The sequence below is a fragment of the Dorea hominis genome (genome assembly GCF_014287705.1).
Lineage (GTDB): Bacteria > Bacillota > Clostridia > Lachnospirales > Lachnospiraceae > Dorea_D > Dorea_D hominis.
This window is the reverse complement of sequence record NZ_JACOOY010000017.1, coordinates 15,806-33,181: the sequence shown is the minus strand read 5'-3', so window position 1 is coordinate 33,181 and position 17,376 is coordinate 15,806. Positions and strand designations below refer to the sequence as shown.

Below are 17,376 nucleotides of genomic sequence, written 5' to 3'. Positions count from 1 at the left end.
CCTCCTTCCTTTTACAGAAAATCTGCAATTTGGTATAAATCTTCATTATTTGAGTAGTATTGATCTGTCGCTTCTATCAATCGTTCATTATTTTCACCCAAGTATTTAATGGTAGTTTCAACTTTCTTATGCCCCAAGGCAAAACGAATGTCATTCAAATCCCATCCTTCTTTTCTTCTTTCCTCCGCAAAATAGTGTCGGAGCTGATGCGGATGGGAATTGATATCCGTTTTTTTGGATAGCCTTTTCAACATGCTATACACAGAATCCGCATCTAATGGCTCTCCTTTGTTTTTTCCAGTTAATTTTGTAAATAGATACTCCGAGTTCATCAGACTTTTTCGATTATCAGAAATGTACTTAACCAAGAACTCAAAAGTTGTATTACTTAACAAAGCCATTCTATATTCTGCATTTTTTGCTCTTGCCAAGTTGGTATTAGATTCACGATACCTTACCCAAACCGTCCTTCTTTCAAAATCAATATCTTCGGTATAATGGATTCCTAGAATTTCCCCTAATCTAAGACCGGTTTCTGCCATCATTGCTATCAGCAATCGATCTCTATCATTCGTACAGGCATTTATCAGCTCCTGTATTTCTTCGGATGTTATTTCTTCCAGATTAGATTCTTCTTCTTTGAAGAAACCTTTAAACGAATTCACTGCATTTTGATGATTTACTCCCATACTGTCAAAATATGATACTTTTTTTACTCGTAAGACTTTAAGCATTGGCAAGACATCTTCCAGTGCCAAAAACTGGTAGTATCTGAAGACTGCACCAAGATACATATTGCAGGTCTTATTGCTCGTCTGTGTATTATGCTCAGTATGCTTTCCACTCTTAACCCAATACAAGAAATCAATAAAATGTTTATTCTGCTCTGAATAGGATAGCAATGTAATCTCATCCAATCCTATCGTTTGCTCCTGCAGATAATTGTAATAATATGAAAGTGCGAAGGCTGCGGATTTTACAGTATTCGGAGAAGCATTAATCTGATCCAGATGCTTCAAATACTTTGATGGAAGGATTTCAATTTCTTCAATATCAGAAATAATCAAAAAACGTGGTCTATTATCTTTCAAAACCGAAACAACCCTATATTTCAATCCACAGCCCTCCTTCCTTTCTTTTCGATTTGTTTGACTTCTTTGACTTCTTTATTTACATTATACACAAAGATGTCAAAATGTCAATTACGTTTTTGACTTCTTTGACTTTTAAAGGAATATCAATAAAGCATTTTTTGATTTCTTTATGTTTTAAATTGATTTTTAGGGATATAATTGATAAGATAAAATACAAGAAGTCAATTTATACAAAGTCAAAGAAGTCAAGAGGAGATTTGAATGAACGAATTTATATCAAATTCAGGCACACTAATAAATCCTGACAGCGTTTACGATCAGGAAAGATTCATCAATATACTTCAAATCATTTTACAGAAAAAAACACAAAAAGAATTATCTGAACAAACAGGCTTAAATAATGCAACCATTTCACGAATGCTCAACGGTGCCCGATCTGGAAGACCATATAAAAGCACTATTGATAAAATTGCAAAAGCCATTGATGATCCAGAACTTATCCAAGAATTATATGATGCAACGGGATATTCTTCTAAGAAAATACGGGAACGGAAAAAGATAATTGCAGACAATGGATTTTCTCTGGATCTCTCTACTGTTCAGGTGCATGAAAAATTTTTTTCTACCTTAATGCGTGGACTTTCCATGATGACAAGTCTGCATAAAGTTGAATGGACAATAAAATCCGGAACACCCAGATCATACGATTATTTAATTGAATTAAAAGAGGGAAATATAGATTATTGGTATATTAGATATGTAGATAGAATTACTTCTGATGAAGAAAGAAAAAAAGCCTTAACTGCCATTTATGGAGAATTTGCAAAATTGAAATTGGGCGGAAAAATCAAAGTTTCTTGCGCCACTCCTTCTTACGAAGATTATGATTATTTTGTTACAATTCCACCATACCAATTAAATACAAATGCTTCAATTATATATTTTGATTCTGAACTCGAAAGATTTGCAGACGAAACCTTTTTAGAGACAGCTTTACCACTTAAAGAAAATATTCCTGTTAAGGATTTTTGTAATCTTACCGAATCACTGATACTATAACTTTTTGATTTTATCACAGAGAGAGTTGCTTATGGCTCTCTCTTTTTTTAACGCTTCCTCCTCCCATATTCTAACTCATTATGGCAAATCATTTTCTAAAGCAAGATCCACCTGTGTTTAACAATATTGTCTTTCCGACAAATGTTCTTTCATCAGGTTTTTATCTTGCTGGGGATTCCCCAAACCCATTCTTTCTATTTATGCCGAGGTTACTGTACACATTAGAGCAAGATCCACCCCGGTAATACCATATCGCTATTTTAGCAATACGGCATTTTTCGGATGTTGGAATCTTGCTGAGGATTGTGCTCCCCAGTTCCTCACATTCAGCATAAATATATAATTGGTTCCTCGAATTTCTTCGGTCACAGCACAGGGAGAAAAAATAGGCTAAACAGCCCTATATCCCTGTGAAATCACCATGTGATTAAAAAATAGCAAGGACAGGAAGTGTGGATACACTTCCGCAAAATTGCCAATTTCGGAGCCATATCCAAAATTGAAAAATACATAAAAATCAAAAATCCGAAACCTTACTCGATATCCAAATTTATAATTTTTACAGATTACAAAAAAACCAATATGAAAATTTTACAAATTTTGTAACACATGTAAAATTCCCATATTGGTTTTCATTCATCTTTTATGGATTTGGAATATTCTATGTTTTCAAATATTTTACTTTGAGCAAAAAACAGCTCTATAAACTTTTATCATTGCATTTTCTGGTATAATTTCATCAACTCTCCCACACAATCTGCTTCCGTCATTTTTGTACTAAAGCCATACGCAGCCATAACAGCTTTATCATTTGCAGTATGTGCTCGTCGTAACTCGGCTGGCATTGTTAAAGGATCATATAAAGCCGCAAGATTACTACTAGGATATAATGTTCTTGCTTTCAAAATTTCCTGTGCCGATTTTTCAATTTGTTCCCGATTCTTCTCCGTTACTACAGGCCACGGAAAATTGTTATACACTATTGTGTTTGAATAACTATAATCACTTTTTAATCTTCCACACACTGCTCGCATCCATGCCATGTGAACATTCGACATCAATACACCAAATTCATAAAATGATGCATTGGGCATAGTGAATAATTTGTCTCCCGGAATAATTTCACCATCTAAATAATCCATTGGAATATATCTACGATTCTGAGAAGAAACTTTGGGAATCGCAATATATTGATTTTTATGTTCAAGTATTGATGCAAATAAAGTTGGATTCTCAGCCGCTTTTTTTGTGTTCGCTCTTGTACTACTAAGTCTAAATTCACGTACTTTATTCACTCGTTCTAATATCATCGGACATTTTTTTAATAATCCAGGATCAGCTCCAACAAGCCAAATACAATATCTCGGCTTTCGATCAATAAAATCTTTTCCCATCATATAATGTCTAAAAAACGGAGAAGCCTGTGGTTCTTTTTCCAAAAACTCTTCCTTTTCCTCTTCCGTCAATATTAAAAATCCACCATCAATTGCTTGCCCACCTAATGCTATTTCAGGAACATTACACAATGGCTTCATTCTTTTTTCAATGAATATATTTTCTGCATCAAGCAAATATCCATTAATATTATTCGCCGGAATTGCGTTCTCACCTGAATAAATTATTTTCTGCTTATTATTTACAGCTCTGCTAAAGCCAACAATTACACAATGAACATGCGCTTTTATTGACGCTTCACTATCCCATATAAATGTTCTGTATGCAAAATCAATGTGTACACCTGATTCAAAAAGCGGTTTCCAGAGAATCGAAACACTTTCTCCCTGTGTAATTGAATTAGTTGATACCAATGCTGCTCTGATATTATAATTTCCCATATAGTCAGCCGCTTTTTTATACCAGCAACTAACATAATCAAGATTTCCTATACTCTTCCATCCTTCAAATATCTTCTCAACATCTTCCTTCTGCTCCGACGCCATCCAACGTGCTCCTACAAATGGCGGATTTCCCATTATAAACGATAATTTTTCTGCAGGAATTACATCATTCCAATCAATTCTTAATGCATTTCCTTCTGTAATATTTACATATGTCTTTAAAGGAAGAAAATCGTCATTAAATCCATACACAATATTTTTCGTTTCTTCCAACATTTGAGATTCTGCAATCCATAAAGCCGTTTTCGCAACTGTAACTGCAAAATCGTTAATCTCTATTCCATAAAATTGCTGAATAGAAACTCTAATTGGATTATTTACCTCTACCAATGTCATTTGTCCGCCAACTTTTTCCTTTATCACCTCATTCTCCAAACGACGAAGCGACAGGTATGTTTCTGTAAGGAAATTTCCGGAACCACACGCAGGATCAAAAAATGTAAGTGATGCCAATTTATTTTGGAATTCTTCCAATTTTTTATCTCTGGTACGCTTCACTTGAATTGCTCTAATACTATCAAATTCCTTCTGCAAATCTTCCAAAAAAAGAGGACTAATAACTTTATGAATATTTTCAATAGATGTATAATGCATTCCTCCTGAACGTCTGGTCTCAGGATTTAATGTAGATTCAAATACCGCTCCAAATATAGTTGGAGAAATATCACTCCAGTCAAAATCTTCTGACGCTTTTGTAAGAAGTAATTCTTTAATTTTCTCTGTAAAAGGTGGTATCTCAATAGTTTCATCAGCAAATAACCCACCATTTACATACGGGAACTGAGCAAGTTCTTCCTCTAAATACTCGTCTCGCTCTGATACAGGTGTATCCAATATCTTAAATAATTCTATTATAGCTCTCCGGCAATCCTTTACTTCATATGTTTCCAAATAATCATGGAACATATTTCTCTTTCCAAAAATACCAGCATCTTCTGCATACAAGCAAAAAACAATTCGCACACATAAAGCATTCAGGCTCTTTAGTTTATGCTCTCTTTTTTCTCTCTGCTCAAGTGTTTCATCCTTTTCCTTAATATCTGGTATACGATATTGTTTTAAAAACGCATCATAAATAAGCCCAACAATACCTCCTGCTTTTATTGATACTTCCATTTCATGCGATATTGTCTTTACTTCCTTTTTCACCAAGAAGTCCAACAATGGATATTTGCTTTGTAATTCATCTAAAGCAATCTTTGTCGGTTCTGGCTGTTTCTGGTTCATATCATAAATCCAAATTTCAGCAAAATTTGACGTAACAATCCACCGAGCTCTTTCATCAAAAGTCAGCTTTCCATTATATCTGTCTGCCTGTTCAAATGGAGTAAGATCAACATCTCCTGAATTCCTGATTTTCTGATCCAATGCTTTTCCAAGACTCTTCTGTTCAATAATTACTCGTGTTTCAGGAATATACACATCAATACGTTTTGTATTTCCATCAATTACAACTTTCTTTTCAAAGTTCAAACGTTCTGTCACATTATCCATTCCCAAAACATTCGTCAATAAATCAATCCAATAAGAACGTCCATCTTCATCTTCTTTCCCTTTTCCCATCCATCGGTTTACAAATTGACGGGCAGCCTCTCTTTGTTCTGCATCTGTCATGCTTTTTTCCTCCTAAATAATCGTGCATTCACAAATCTTTCTCCGACTATTTTTACATATCATATCCACAGTATATCATAAAATTATTACAGAACAGCATTCATATATCATTATTTGTATTGTGTCTGCACACAAGGAACTTCTACCGCCAAATCATAATAATATTGATACATAATCATGTTATCTTTTGCTTCTATATACACTCTCTGAGCTTCTTTCAGCAAGTTATTCCAAATATCTTTCCATTCACTAGGAGCCGAATCTAAAAACCACATATTATTAAATGACATTTCTATCGTCCCCCATAAATCATCTTCTTTACGCTCAGTTTTTATATTCATCTGCATATTTCGTGCAATTTCCAATGCATCTTTTTGTAAAAAAGTGAATTTCACTACTTTTTGAGGATCTGGAACTTTCTTAAAACGACGCATATGAGCTTCTGCCTTTTTAATAATTGTTTCCAATTGTTCATCATGCCATTTTTTATCCTCTAGTATCTCTTCTTCTGACATTTGCGCTTTTTCTTCATTAATTTCTCTTTGCATTTCTTCCAATTCATGCTGTGCAATATCATAATATTTCTTTTCAATCACCATAATCTCTCAACTCCATAAAAAAAGAAACAGTCAACATTTTCGTTACAACTGTTTCCTTTATTTTTGAAGTCCCCGGAGTATTTGTATCACTACATTCTGTTCTTTTTCATCAAGATTATTCCAAATATTCAGAACCTCTTGTTGTGATTCTGATAAGCTTACTGGAACATCCATTCCGGCAAAGAATTGTGCCATTGTTACTCCCAGTGCATCACATATCTTTTCTACAGTAGGCATAGTTGGTAAACTTTCTTTAGCAATAATTTTTCCAATCGAAGATTGAGATATACCAGTCAATTGTGACAGCCGATATTTACTCATATCACGTTTTTTACATAAAGCTATAATATTGTCCGCAATATAATCCTCTGTACGCAAGTAAATACACCTCTTTCCGATAGTAGTTACCTTAATTGTAACTAGAAATCCGCAAAATTATTAGAGATGTATCTTACAAGTATTTACTAAGGGAAACAGTAGTATTAAAACAAAAAAAATAGAACTATATAAAGTTGTATTCCATTAATGTCAGCTTATTATCTAAATGCTCATATTCTCTTTGTATTTCTTCAATTTTATCATATAGTTTCAGCACTGTCGAACCCTTTATCATTTTATTCTCTTGGCACATCTGCCGGAATTTTTCTTTGTACTCCCGCAGTACTCTTCCTTTTTCCTCTAATTCCTCCAGTGTTTTGATTTCCTCTTTATCTGCCATGTATTTTCCTCCCAGACATAATTTTTAATACATAAATGATAACCCTTTTTTCGCTGTTGTTCAATTACAACTTATCGCCTTTTTCTCCCATCAATCGACAATCTTCTTTTTGCTATATACATATGATATACTTCTCTTTATACAACCAATTGCTGTTGTATAGCTCACCATTTTTTCTATCTACAACACAAGAAAGTCAAGTTGTGATGGAAAGGAGGTGAGGACATGGAAATAAATTATGCACTTATAGGCAAACGTATAAGAGAAACCCGCAAACAACGAGGATTATCTGCCGAGGAGCTGGCTGAAATTGCTGATCTTTCTACTGTTTATATAAGCTATATTGAAAATGCCAAGCGTAAACCCAGTTTAGAATCTTTAATCAAAATTAGCAACGCACTTGAAATTACTATTGATGAATTACTCTATGGGAACTTGTTATACAATCCTACGGAATATCAAACTGACATTGATTTATTAATGGCAGATTGTACCAGCACTGAAAAACGTTACATATTCGAGGTTCTTTCAGCCATAAAAAACATTTTACGAATCAATGATTGGCATCTATCCTCAAAACACAATTACGATGCTGATAACCCGAATGATTATTAAATCATTCAATAACAATCAAATATCTATTTCTACATAAACCATCCGTTAATCACTTAACCGATGGTTTATGTCTTTTTCAATCCAAAAATTCTATGATAGTTATATCAACTATAAAGGATGTCGCTATTGATGAAAGAAAGTGAAGAACGAAGCAGTAATATTGATGAACAGAAAGCCAGAATCCGGCAAAGATACAAAGGTATTGATCCAGAAGAACTGGAAGTAATTCCGGCACTTCCACCAGAGGATATTTTTAAAACAGAAAAAAAACTACGAGTAGCTGTATATGCAAGGGTATCTACGGATGATCCACGCCAAACATCCTCATATGAATTACAGAAAAATCATTATCAGGATGTAGTAAATAAAAATCCGAATTGGATGCTTGTAGAAATATATGCCGACGAAGGCATTTCCGGCACTTCGCTTCAACATAGAGATGCATTCAAAAAAATGATTGAAGATTGTGAAGGCGGAAAAATTGATTTAATCATAACAAAAAGTGTATCCCGATTTGCAAGAAACGTTGTTGACTGTATCCGATATGTACGAGAGCTTTCTTCACTCCGTCCACCCGTCGGTGTATTTTTTGAAACAGAGCATTTAAATACTCTTGATCCCAAAAGCGAAATGATTCTGTCATTCATGTCAACACTTGCGCAGGAAGAAAGTCATACCAAAAGTGAAATTATGAATTCTTCCATTGAAATGCGTTTTCGTCGGGGAATATTCCTTACACCTCCTCTGCTCGGATATGACCAAGACGAAAATGGAGATCTTGTAATCAATCCACATGAAGCTAAAATTGTGCAGCTTATTTTTTATATGTATCTTAATGGAAGTAGTACTCAACAAATTGCTGATTCTTTGACAGAACTCGGTTGTAAAACAAAAAAGAATAATGATGTCTGGTCATCCAGTACCATACTACAAATCCTTCAAAATGAACGCCATTGTGGGGATGTTCTGGCGAGAAAAACATGGACTCCGAATTATCTTGACCATAAATCAAGGAAAAACAATCAAGACCGTAATCAATACAGAAAAGTCGGACATCATGAAGCTATTATCTCCCGAGATGATTTCATAGCTGTTCAAAAATTAATTACAAATGCGAAATATGGAAATAAAGAGATTTTACCAGAATTACATGTGATACAAGAAGGCTCTCTAAGTGGATTTATAAGCATTAATCCAAGATGGTCTGGATTTAAATCCAGAGACTACTTTGAAGCATCTCAAAGCGTCCTTAAACCGGCAAATATGAATGCACCTGATACAATTACTGCTTCCGCCGGTTCCTTCGATTTAAGAGACTATGAAGTTGCTAGAGGACAATTTTTCTCCTCGGTTGGTCGGATTTCTGTTTCTTTTTCATATAAACAGATCTCTTTTAACAAAGATGCTATACGGAAATTTCCAAACATAAAATTTGTCGAAATGCTAATACACCCGAGCTCAAAACTACTTGCTATTCGACCATGTTCCTCTGAAACAAAAAATAAAGTGCAGTGGTCACGTCTCAAAGATGGTCAACTTATTCCAAAACCAATTTCCGGTGCTGCATTTTTGCCAACATTATACGAGATATTTAAGTGGGACAAAAAATGCAAATATAGAATATTAGGAGTTGCCCACCAAAAAGATAATGAAAATGTCCTTATTTTCAACATGGACGATACAGAAATACGAATCCCGACAAGTACCAACGAAGTATCCGCCCCCAATAACAACACGCCTGATACAATATCTGATTCTAAGAGTGTGTTAGCTTATCCTGCCGACTGGATGAATAGCTTCGGTAATAATTACTATACTCAGTCTCAAGCGCCAGAATTAACAGAATTTACAGTGGACAAAAACTGGCAAACTGCTTCAGAAAGTAAACCTTATAAAGAACCCGAGCTACAAACCACTCCCAAAGAAACCATTATACAAAATATAAAGAATATTATTACAGAAATTAAAGGAGACACCCAATGAGCGAGCAACCTATAAATCAATGGAATATGACTACAGAACCTTCTGATATGATGAAAATCAACACACCTATGCCAATAACAGTCGCACCCAGCCCCTCAAATCAAATGGAAGTCATTGACGATGATTCTTTCAGCTATGACGGTTATCAAGTTGTACGTGGCGAATTCTTCGCTCATATTTACGAACCTTCGTTTACGTTTAATAACTACAAGGTATCTGTAAATACCGCCTGCATAAAAAAGCTACCCGATGTCGAATATGTGCAAATATTAGTCAATCCCATTGAAAAAAAACTGGCTGTCCGTCCCTGTCGAGAAGAAGAAAAAGACTCTTTTCGTTGGTGTTCCTCTGGAAAAAAGCGTTCGCCAAAACAAATCACCTGTCGAATTTTCTTTGCTAAAGTGATATCTCTCATGGATTGGAATCCTAATTATCGGTACAAGATTCTCGGCAAATTAATTCGTTCTGGCAATGAAATACTGTTCATTTTCGATTTAACTTCACCTGAAATATTTCCTCGTACACTAAAAGACAATGGAACTGTAACCACTGCTAGGACACCTTCTTATCCTGAAGAATGGAAGAATCAATTCGGTATTCCAGTGGAAGAACATCAGAAATCAATGCAAGTCAATATATTTGAAGGCTACGCAGTATTTGACATACAAGAAAAGAAGAAGGCAACTGATAAATCCATAGAAAAAGCAAAAGAACCATCAACAGCAGAAAGTGAGGAAAAATCCTATGAACAACAAACACTCTTCCCATCCACTAATATGTATTGACTTTAAAAAGAATCGTATACGAATCCACCGCAATACACTCCGTCAAATTGGTAACCCAGAATATATTCAACTTCTTGTTAATCCTGATCAAAAAATGATAGGTATAAAGGCTAGTTGTGCAGAGGATAAATTGGCACATAAAGTTAAGGATTATTTTGTCATCAATGGTAACAGTTATGAATTGTACAGCCGAGAATTACTATATTCACTTTCCCAGCTTAACCTTTCTTGGGAGAAATTTAACATTTTTCGTTTAGAAGGCAATATTTACCCAGATAAGAAAATAGCTCTATTTTCCATGGATAACATCATCACAAAACTGCCACAAACAGAATTCAAATCAGAAATAATGGGAGATGAGTATGCGCAATTATAGTATATATACATTAAAAACAAAACTAGAATTCACCAATTTGTATCAATATCTCAGTGAAAAAGATTATAAACAACTTGAGCAACAGATATTATGTCATTCCTATCACACCCCCATCTGCACATGGAATGGTATTGTCATTAATGGTATAGAAGCATATGAATTATTTCGTAAACACAGTATTCCTTTCCGAATAAAAAGACTCCATTTTTCCAGTAAAGAAGATGTAATTTCATGGATATGTACTGACCAACTTAAACGAGAGGATTTAACCAATATCAATAAAAAATACCTGATTGGGAAAAAATATGATGCTGAAAAAATTTTAGTTTCAAGACAACTTTCATCTACGAATAAATCTCATATTTCCGGTGCAAGCATCGCAGCAAAAAAAATATCCGAAGAATGTAATGTAGCAATGGCTACCGTTTACAAATATTCTGCTTACAGTAGTGCACTAGATATAATTGATGAAAAAGTTCCGGATCTTGTCAAACGAGTTCGTTCTGGTCAGCTTTGGATTTCCCAAGCTAATATTATTGAACTTTCAGGATTATCAAAAGAGCAGCTTTTAAGTCTAAATAACTACCTTCTTGCCGAAAAGATAGAACATCTCAGTTATCATGATATGAAAAGGGAATTACTGTGGAATAATTACGCCAAACCGATATTAAAGAAAGAATCTTCCGTTTCTATTCCATCTATACGCAATCTGCCACAATTTGATCCAGATGCGGAAATTGCAAGTCTTACGTTGACGATTCCCTCATGGAACAGTTCTATCGAAAGAGTATTAAAAGTTTCAGATTTTAAAATTGCATCTGATACAGCAAAATATAAGCTTAAATATCAGCTTATGTGCCTAATATCAACCACAAATAATATTTTGAAAAAATTGGAGGAAATATAATTATGGATGGAAATACCGAAGATTTACAAAAGTTTGTTCCCCAAGTGCATTTTGAGCAAATACCTATTAAAAATTTATGTTCAAATCAAGATTACCAACGTAATCTTTCTATCAAACACGTTCAGCGTGCTGCAGCTAATTTTGACCTTTATCAGATAAACCCTGTAAAAGTAAGTAGACGTGATGGGATAAATTATGTGTTCAACGGACAACACACTATAGAAATTGTCGCTCTCGTCTCTGGATCAAGAGAAACTCCTGTCTGGTGCATGGTTTATGATGATCTTGTTTACACTCAAGAAGCAGATATTTTTGCAAATCAGATGAAATATGTCAAATCGTTACTACCTTATGAAATATTCATGGCTAATATTGAAGCTGGTAATGATAGAGAACTTATTATTCGTGACCTTGTTGAATCATATGATCTCTCTATTACTTCTTCCTCTCGCCCCGGAGGTATATGTGCTGTATCCACTTTAATTAATATCTATGAAAAATATGGTTTTCACACTCTTGATCGTGTTTTACGCCTTTGCGTTGCCACATGGGAAGGCGCGCCTATGTCCTTTAGCTCCAATATGCTTAATGCTATTGCCCGTCTGGATAATGCTTATGGAGAAACAATGAAAGATGACACATTTAAAGAAAAAGTAGGACGTGTCTCTGTCAGAGAAATCAGTCGTACTGCCAGAGAACGTCGTGCCGGTTCATTAGGGTTTGCAGAAGCTCTTTTACTAGAATACAATAAAAAATCCAAGTATTCACTTCCTTTTGAGAAATTATACACTCATAAAACACCCAAAAAAAGAGAACAATCAACTGAAGATGAATCCGGTCAAAGTTCCACTCCAGAAGGTCAGTTAGATTTATTTTCTACGGATCAGGACAATACTCAGGCTCTGCCAAACGAATAGCGCAGAGCCTTCAGCCTTCGTTCTGTCCATACTTTCAAAAGAATACCCTACTCTAAGACTCCCTTTCATGCAAGCACTATTTTATCTTATTCCAAATTCATCATCCGCTCCATCCGCCACCTTATATATGAATATCCATTCCAAATATTTGCTTTTACCGGATACTCTTTCCTGTAAACAAATACAGTGTGATATTTAACAAAATGCATTCTACACCAGTTATGTATATCCTTCATATATATGTTATTTATACCGTTCACCCACTGTTCAAAAAACCATATGTCTTTATCTGACAATAACTCCATTATGAACAGTACATTATAATATTGAATGACACCTACTCTCTTCCTTTCCTCTATTAACCTTTTACACAATAACCTATACTTAATGTTCATATCGTTCCTATGCCTTCCCTCTAATCTATATTTTCCATCCTTATATACGTTATATATATAATTGTTATATAGTACATATAAGTGCCTGAAGCATATCTATTGCTTCCGCCGAGCGCACCTCACCGACAATAATACGATCCGGTCGCATACGCAACGCCGATTTGATCAGATCACGGATCGTAATCGCTCCGTTCCCTTCAACATTTGCATTTCTGGCTTCCAGACTGACTAGGTTGCTTACATCCTGTATTTTTAACTCTGCGTTGTCCTCTATCGTAATAATTCGTTCTGTTTTGGGTATATATTGAGATAATGCATTTAGAAATGTGGTCTTCCCGGAACCGGTTCCTCCACTGATAAATATGTTGTATCCTGCTACTACAAGCATAGCAAGAAATTCTGTAACTTCCTCGCTAACGGAATCCCATGCAATCAGCTGCTCCATTGTGATTGCATCTTTGGGAAACTTACGGATCGTTACGATCGGTCCGTTCAACGCAACCGGAGCAAGCACGACATTCACTCGGGAGCCGTCCGGCAGCCTCGCATCTACGATCGGTGATGCTTCATTGACGATACGGTTTGAACCCGCCACAATCTGCTGTATCACATCTTCCAGTTTCTCCCTGGACAGGAAATGTCTCTCTGCTTCATACAGCTTTCCATGTTTTTCATAGAAAATGCTCTGTACTCCATTGATCATCACTTCAGTAATCTCATCATCCTCCAGAAAATCCTGTAAAAGATCCAGTTTTCTGAACGCATTAAACAGTTCCTTTCCAAGCGCTGTCCTTATCTTCAACGGAATATATTCTTTCTGCCCGGCTTCCTGTAATACCTGATAAATAATCCCGGTCAGTTCTTCATCTTCCACTTCTCTTGTCAGATCCAGTTTTTCAAGAATCCTCGCATGTAACTGTTCCGCCTCAATCATGTACATCCTTCCTTTTGATTTTCTGCAATACATCTTCGTAACCCAGAAGCGTAAGTTCCTGTTCAAACTGCCTGATCTTCGCCTGTGCATAACAGTCCCTTATCTCCGGAACATGTACTTCTGTACACACCCGCAATAACTGATATACCTGTGGGAGTCCTTCATCAATATCAAGTACGATCATCTCATAAATACTCTGTTCTGCGATCTTCATAAGCAGATCTTTCCATTCCTGTACACTTACTGCCTTTACGTCTTCTGCGACCGCCATTGGATGTACATAATCCAAATGTCTTCTATGCTGCACGATCGTTGTAAGAAATAAACCAAGATTTCCCTTTTCCTGTCTCGCATAATACAAAAGATCCGACAACGTCTGTCCTTCTCCTGCAAAATGTCCGCCAATACCACTATACAGTTCCAGGTTGAGATATAATACATTCGCATTCACTGCCAGTTCTTCTCCAAGCCTTAATGCATAAGACGTCTTTCCGATCCTGTGAACCGGTGAATACACGCCGATCAGTCTCACTGCCTGCTTTCCTGCTGCCTGTCCGAGGAGAATATTTTCCGACTCCTGAGCATCAACATTTTCCAGAAGCAGCTTTACGATCTTCTCTCCCGACTGATATTTATATAATGCCGTCTCATCTTCCAGAACCTGGCTGTTCCCTGCGCCGGTCAGCAGAAATTTCTGCTCTGCCGGTACTTTTTTCCGTTCTTCTGCTTCGTACTCTGCTGCCACAAATAAAATCTGTATCTTCGTTCTGTCTGCAATTTCCTGTACTTTTTCTATCCGGTCATACACCTGCACTTCCATGCCAAATTCTTTCTTATGCATCAAATAATACGCAAGTGCCTGCGCATATCCTTCTTCCGGATCACATATAATTAAATTCCCGTTACTCACATATGCCTGCCTCCTGTGTAAAAACACTTCTTCTACGCCCACTTTCGCTGCGATTTGATACTCTTATGTACTTGTTGCACTTCATTGAATCCTACGCCGATACGGCACGAATTACTTAGAATTATTATTTTCAACAGATCAACACAAGTCTTAGATTTGACTTGTAGGACGATTATACTCTACCGGTTATTTCCTGTCTATCCTTTTTTCTGAAAATTTCTATCTTTGTGAAACTCTGCCAAAATTTCGTCCTTCATTTTCCTTAAAATTCTATACAAATTTCACATCAAAAGATATAATACTAATAAAAAACAGTCAGGAAATAACAACATGAATATAAATATTTTTCACTTTTCAGATTTATCTTCGGCAGCTTTTACCCTGCCAATGCAGACGATAGACGTCTGGTTTTTTAAAACAGAAGATTTCCCACCAGATGCACAGGATACGCAAATTCTTTCCACAGAAGAACGGAACCGGATTGCCGGTTATTCACAGGGGAAAGACCGTATCCAGCATCAGACTGCGCGCTTTCTCTTACGTCTGTTGCTTGGAAAATATCTGCACATCGCACCGGAAGAACTTGTGCTTCGTACAGGCACACATGGCAAACTTTATCTGGATTATGATGCACTTACAGTCAGAGGTCTGGGACATCTGCCACGGCTTTCCTTTAATCTCTCTCATTCGGAAGAGCAGATTGCGTTTGCATTTTCCTTTTCTTCCCCGGTCGGTATCGACATCGAAAAAATACGTGAAAATGCACGCAGCAGCCACCTTGTCCACCGTTTCTTTCACCCGGATGAAGAACTGCGATTCGCACATTTACCGGAGTGGGAAAGTACACAGCTTTTTTTCCGTTACTGGACGATACGAGAAGCATTTTTAAAAGGAATCGGAACCGGATTTACCATTTCCGCAGATTCCTTCCGTATTGATGAGATCGATTCAGATTCCGGTCTGTACCAGCTCACAAAATATCCGCTCTGGCGTGTTCAGGCACTTCCGGCTCCGGATAAATATTTCTGCAGTGTCGCCTACTGCGTTCAGAATCCTCTATAAAAAGAAATTCCATATAATAAAGCAACTCCCGGTGTACCAAGTACACCGGAAGTCACTACTGTCACCGGGTTCATTCCAACCCGGATGTCAATTCCTCTTGCGTTTAAAAACTGATTTACAAAAAAGATCAAGGCTGTTCCTATCACAGCTCTGACTACAAAATTTACAAGCACCTGCGTCCGATATCCCGGCATATGTAATTCCTTCTTTCTCATTTTATGATATTAAGGTTGTTCTTCTTCCAGTATATCGTCCTTTTTTAAGTTTTATTCTTAAAAGATGCCCTACGAATTGTTTCGTATTCTCACAATTCTGTCATCCTATGCTTTAAAGCTCCAGCCGCACCTCACGGTTCGTCCGGTGATATTGATGATAACGAACTCCCGCTGCATCAAACATCCGCATAGATGCGCACACGGACGGCGTTCCCTTGTACTTGTTGCTGTCGTAAATCACTTCTTTGATCCCCGCCTGAATGATCGCTTTTGCACATTCATTGCACGGGAATAAAGATACATATAATTTTGCGCCTTCCAGACTTCCGCCACGGTAATTGAGTATCGCATTCAATTCACTGTGAACCGTATAAACATACTTGGTCTCCAGCGGATCGTCGCCTTCTCTTACCCATGGAAATTCATCATCTGAACAGCCGGTAGGAAGTCCATTATATCCCATAGATAAAATCTTGTTATCCTGACTTACAATACAACATCCCACCTGTGTATTGGGATCTTTGGAGCGTCTTCCAGACAGAAGCGCAACCCCCATAAAATATTCATCCCAGCTGATATAATCTTCTCTTTTGCTTCCCATCTGCCATCCTCCAACAATTATTTTGTTCCGAAAATACGGTCTCCTGCATCGCCAAGTCCCGGAACAATGTATTTATGTTCATTCAGACGCTCATCCAGTGCACCGATATAAACATCTACGTCCGGATGCTCTTTCTGCATACGTTCTACACCTTCCGGTGCTGCAATAATGCACATAAAACGGATATGTTTTACGCCTTTGTCTTTCAGCATCTGGATAGCAGCCACACTGGAACCGCCTGTAGCAAGCATCGGATCTACGACAAATACTTCTCTCTCATCGCAGTCTGCCGGTAATTTGCAATAATATTCAACCGGTTCATAAGTATCCGGATCACGGTACAGACCAATATGTCCAACCTTTGCAGTCGGGATCATGCTTAACATTCCATCAACCATACCAAGACCGGCTCTTAAAATCGGAACAACTGCCAGTTTCTTTCCACTTAATTCTTTACCCACCATCTCACAGATCGGTGTCTTGATTTTTACATCCTGAAGCTTCAGATCTCTTGTTGCTTCAAAACACATTAATGCAGCAATCTCACTGACAATCTGACGAAATTCCTTTGTTCCTACATCCTCTTTGCGGATACAATTGATTTTGTGCTGGATCAATGGGTGATCCATAACCTGTACTTTAGACATGTTTTTCCTCCTCATTTGACACTTGTTCTGATTTTAAAATATCAATT

The 17,376-nt window shown here is 36.6% G+C and carries 17 protein-coding genes and 1 pseudogene; 8 read left to right on the top strand and 10 right to left on the bottom strand.

Annotated features, from left to right (window positions below; all coding sequences use genetic code 11):
* Window positions 1-11: 11 nt before the first annotated feature.
* Window positions 12-1,115: a tyrosine-type recombinase/integrase gene (locus H8S07_RS11990; RefSeq protein WP_118237237.1), complete on the bottom strand. Its 1,104-nt coding sequence runs from the start codon at window positions 1,113-1,115 to the stop codon at window positions 12-14.
* Window positions 1,116-1,355: 240 nt separating this feature from the next.
* Between H8S07_RS11990 and H8S07_RS11985 the strand changes: the two genes are divergently transcribed.
* Entirely contained in the window at window positions 1,356-2,153 is a 798-nt protein-coding gene (locus tag H8S07_RS11985) for a helix-turn-helix domain-containing protein (protein WP_055219104.1), read from the top strand.
* Window positions 2,154-2,866: 713 nt separating this feature from the next.
* Here the strand turns inward: H8S07_RS11985 and H8S07_RS11980 are convergent.
* The 4 genes from H8S07_RS11980 to H8S07_RS11965 all read right to left on the bottom strand — a co-directional run bounded on the left by H8S07_RS11980 (window position 2,867) and on the right by H8S07_RS11965 (window position 6,982).
* Window positions 2,867-5,665 carry a DNA methyltransferase gene (locus tag H8S07_RS11980; protein WP_117592868.1) on the bottom strand — a complete coding sequence of 933 codons (2,799 nt, stop codon included), beginning with the start codon at window positions 5,663-5,665 and terminating at the stop codon, window positions 2,867-2,869.
* A gap of 110 nt (window positions 5,666-5,775) precedes the next feature.
* Window positions 5,776-6,264: a chemotaxis protein CheY gene (locus H8S07_RS11975; protein WP_117649579.1), complete on the bottom strand. Its 489-nt coding sequence runs from the start codon at window positions 6,262-6,264 to the stop codon at window positions 5,776-5,778.
* Window positions 6,265-6,321: 57 nt separating this feature from the next.
* Entirely contained in the window at window positions 6,322-6,642 is a 321-nt protein-coding gene (locus H8S07_RS11970; protein WP_186856087.1) for a helix-turn-helix domain-containing protein, read from the bottom strand.
* A 124-nt stretch (window positions 6,643-6,766) separates the two neighbouring features.
* Window positions 6,767-6,982 (bottom strand): hypothetical protein, encoded by a 216-nt coding sequence (locus tag H8S07_RS11965; protein WP_013976761.1) that lies wholly within the window; start codon window positions 6,980-6,982, stop codon window positions 6,767-6,769.
* Window positions 6,983-7,207: 225 nt separating this feature from the next.
* Between H8S07_RS11965 and H8S07_RS11960 the strand changes: the two genes are divergently transcribed.
* The 6 genes from H8S07_RS11960 (at window position 7,208) to H8S07_RS11935 (ending at window position 12,565) form a co-directional block, all read left to right on the top strand.
* On the top strand, window positions 7,208-7,597 hold the full coding sequence (locus tag H8S07_RS11960) for a helix-turn-helix domain-containing protein (protein ID WP_008374249.1): 390 nt from the start codon (window positions 7,208-7,210) through the stop codon (window positions 7,595-7,597).
* Window positions 7,598-7,726: 129 nt separating this feature from the next.
* On the top strand, window positions 7,727-9,580 hold the full coding sequence (locus H8S07_RS11955) for a recombinase family protein (RefSeq protein ID WP_118213163.1): 1,854 nt from the start codon (window positions 7,727-7,729) through the stop codon (window positions 9,578-9,580).
* Entirely contained in the window at window positions 9,577-10,365 is a 789-nt protein-coding gene (locus H8S07_RS11950; protein WP_055145192.1) for a hypothetical protein, read from the top strand. Before H8S07_RS11955 ends, H8S07_RS11950 begins: the two co-directional genes overlap by 4 nt.
* Window positions 10,325-10,741, top strand: coding sequence for a hypothetical protein (locus tag H8S07_RS11945; RefSeq protein ID WP_044999283.1), 417 nt, complete (start codon window positions 10,325-10,327; stop codon window positions 10,739-10,741). Before H8S07_RS11950 ends, H8S07_RS11945 begins: the two co-directional genes overlap by 41 nt.
* The gene (locus H8S07_RS11940) at window positions 10,728-11,648 is read left to right on the top strand and encodes a hypothetical protein (RefSeq protein WP_117592863.1); all 921 of its coding nucleotides are present in this window, start codon (window positions 10,728-10,730) and stop codon (window positions 11,646-11,648) included. The genes H8S07_RS11945 and H8S07_RS11940 overlap by 14 nt, the downstream gene beginning before the upstream one ends.
* A 2-nt stretch (window positions 11,649-11,650) precedes the next feature.
* On the top strand, window positions 11,651-12,565 hold the full coding sequence (locus H8S07_RS11935; protein ID WP_117592861.1) for a DUF6551 family protein: 915 nt from the start codon (window positions 11,651-11,653) through the stop codon (window positions 12,563-12,565).
* A 474-nt stretch (window positions 12,566-13,039) separates the two neighbouring features.
* Here the strand turns inward: H8S07_RS11935 and H8S07_RS11930 are convergent.
* Window positions 13,040-13,894: pseudogene (locus H8S07_RS11930) on the bottom strand (CpaF family protein); the annotation flags it as partial.
* Window positions 13,887-14,804: a P-loop NTPase family protein gene (locus H8S07_RS11925; protein ID WP_186856086.1), complete on the bottom strand. Its 918-nt coding sequence runs from the start codon at window positions 14,802-14,804 to the stop codon at window positions 13,887-13,889. The pseudogene H8S07_RS11930 and the gene H8S07_RS11925, both read right to left, overlap by 8 nt.
* Window positions 14,805-15,134: 330 nt before the next feature.
* Between H8S07_RS11925 and H8S07_RS11920 the strand changes: the two genes are divergently transcribed.
* The gene (locus H8S07_RS11920) at window positions 15,135-15,866 is read left to right on the top strand and encodes a 4'-phosphopantetheinyl transferase family protein (RefSeq protein ID WP_118288144.1); all 732 of its coding nucleotides are present in this window, start codon (window positions 15,135-15,137) and stop codon (window positions 15,864-15,866) included.
* Here the strand turns inward: H8S07_RS11920 and H8S07_RS11915 are convergent.
* From H8S07_RS11915 to upp, 3 genes are all read right to left on the bottom strand, one after another.
* Window positions 15,851-16,060: a pro-sigmaK processing inhibitor BofA family protein gene (locus tag H8S07_RS11915; RefSeq protein ID WP_021859863.1), complete on the bottom strand. Its 210-nt coding sequence runs from the start codon at window positions 16,058-16,060 to the stop codon at window positions 15,851-15,853. The two genes, H8S07_RS11920 and H8S07_RS11915, sit on opposite strands and share 16 nt — an antisense overlap.
* A 133-nt stretch (window positions 16,061-16,193) precedes the next feature.
* Window positions 16,194-16,682: a deoxycytidylate deaminase gene (locus H8S07_RS11910; RefSeq protein ID WP_021859862.1), complete on the bottom strand. Its 489-nt coding sequence runs from the start codon at window positions 16,680-16,682 to the stop codon at window positions 16,194-16,196.
* A 17-nt stretch (window positions 16,683-16,699) separates the two neighbouring features.
* Window positions 16,700-17,329 (bottom strand): uracil phosphoribosyltransferase, encoded by a 630-nt coding sequence (gene upp, locus H8S07_RS11905; RefSeq protein WP_021859861.1) that lies wholly within the window; start codon window positions 17,327-17,329, stop codon window positions 16,700-16,702.
* Between the last annotated feature and the right edge of the window lie 47 nt (window positions 17,330-17,376).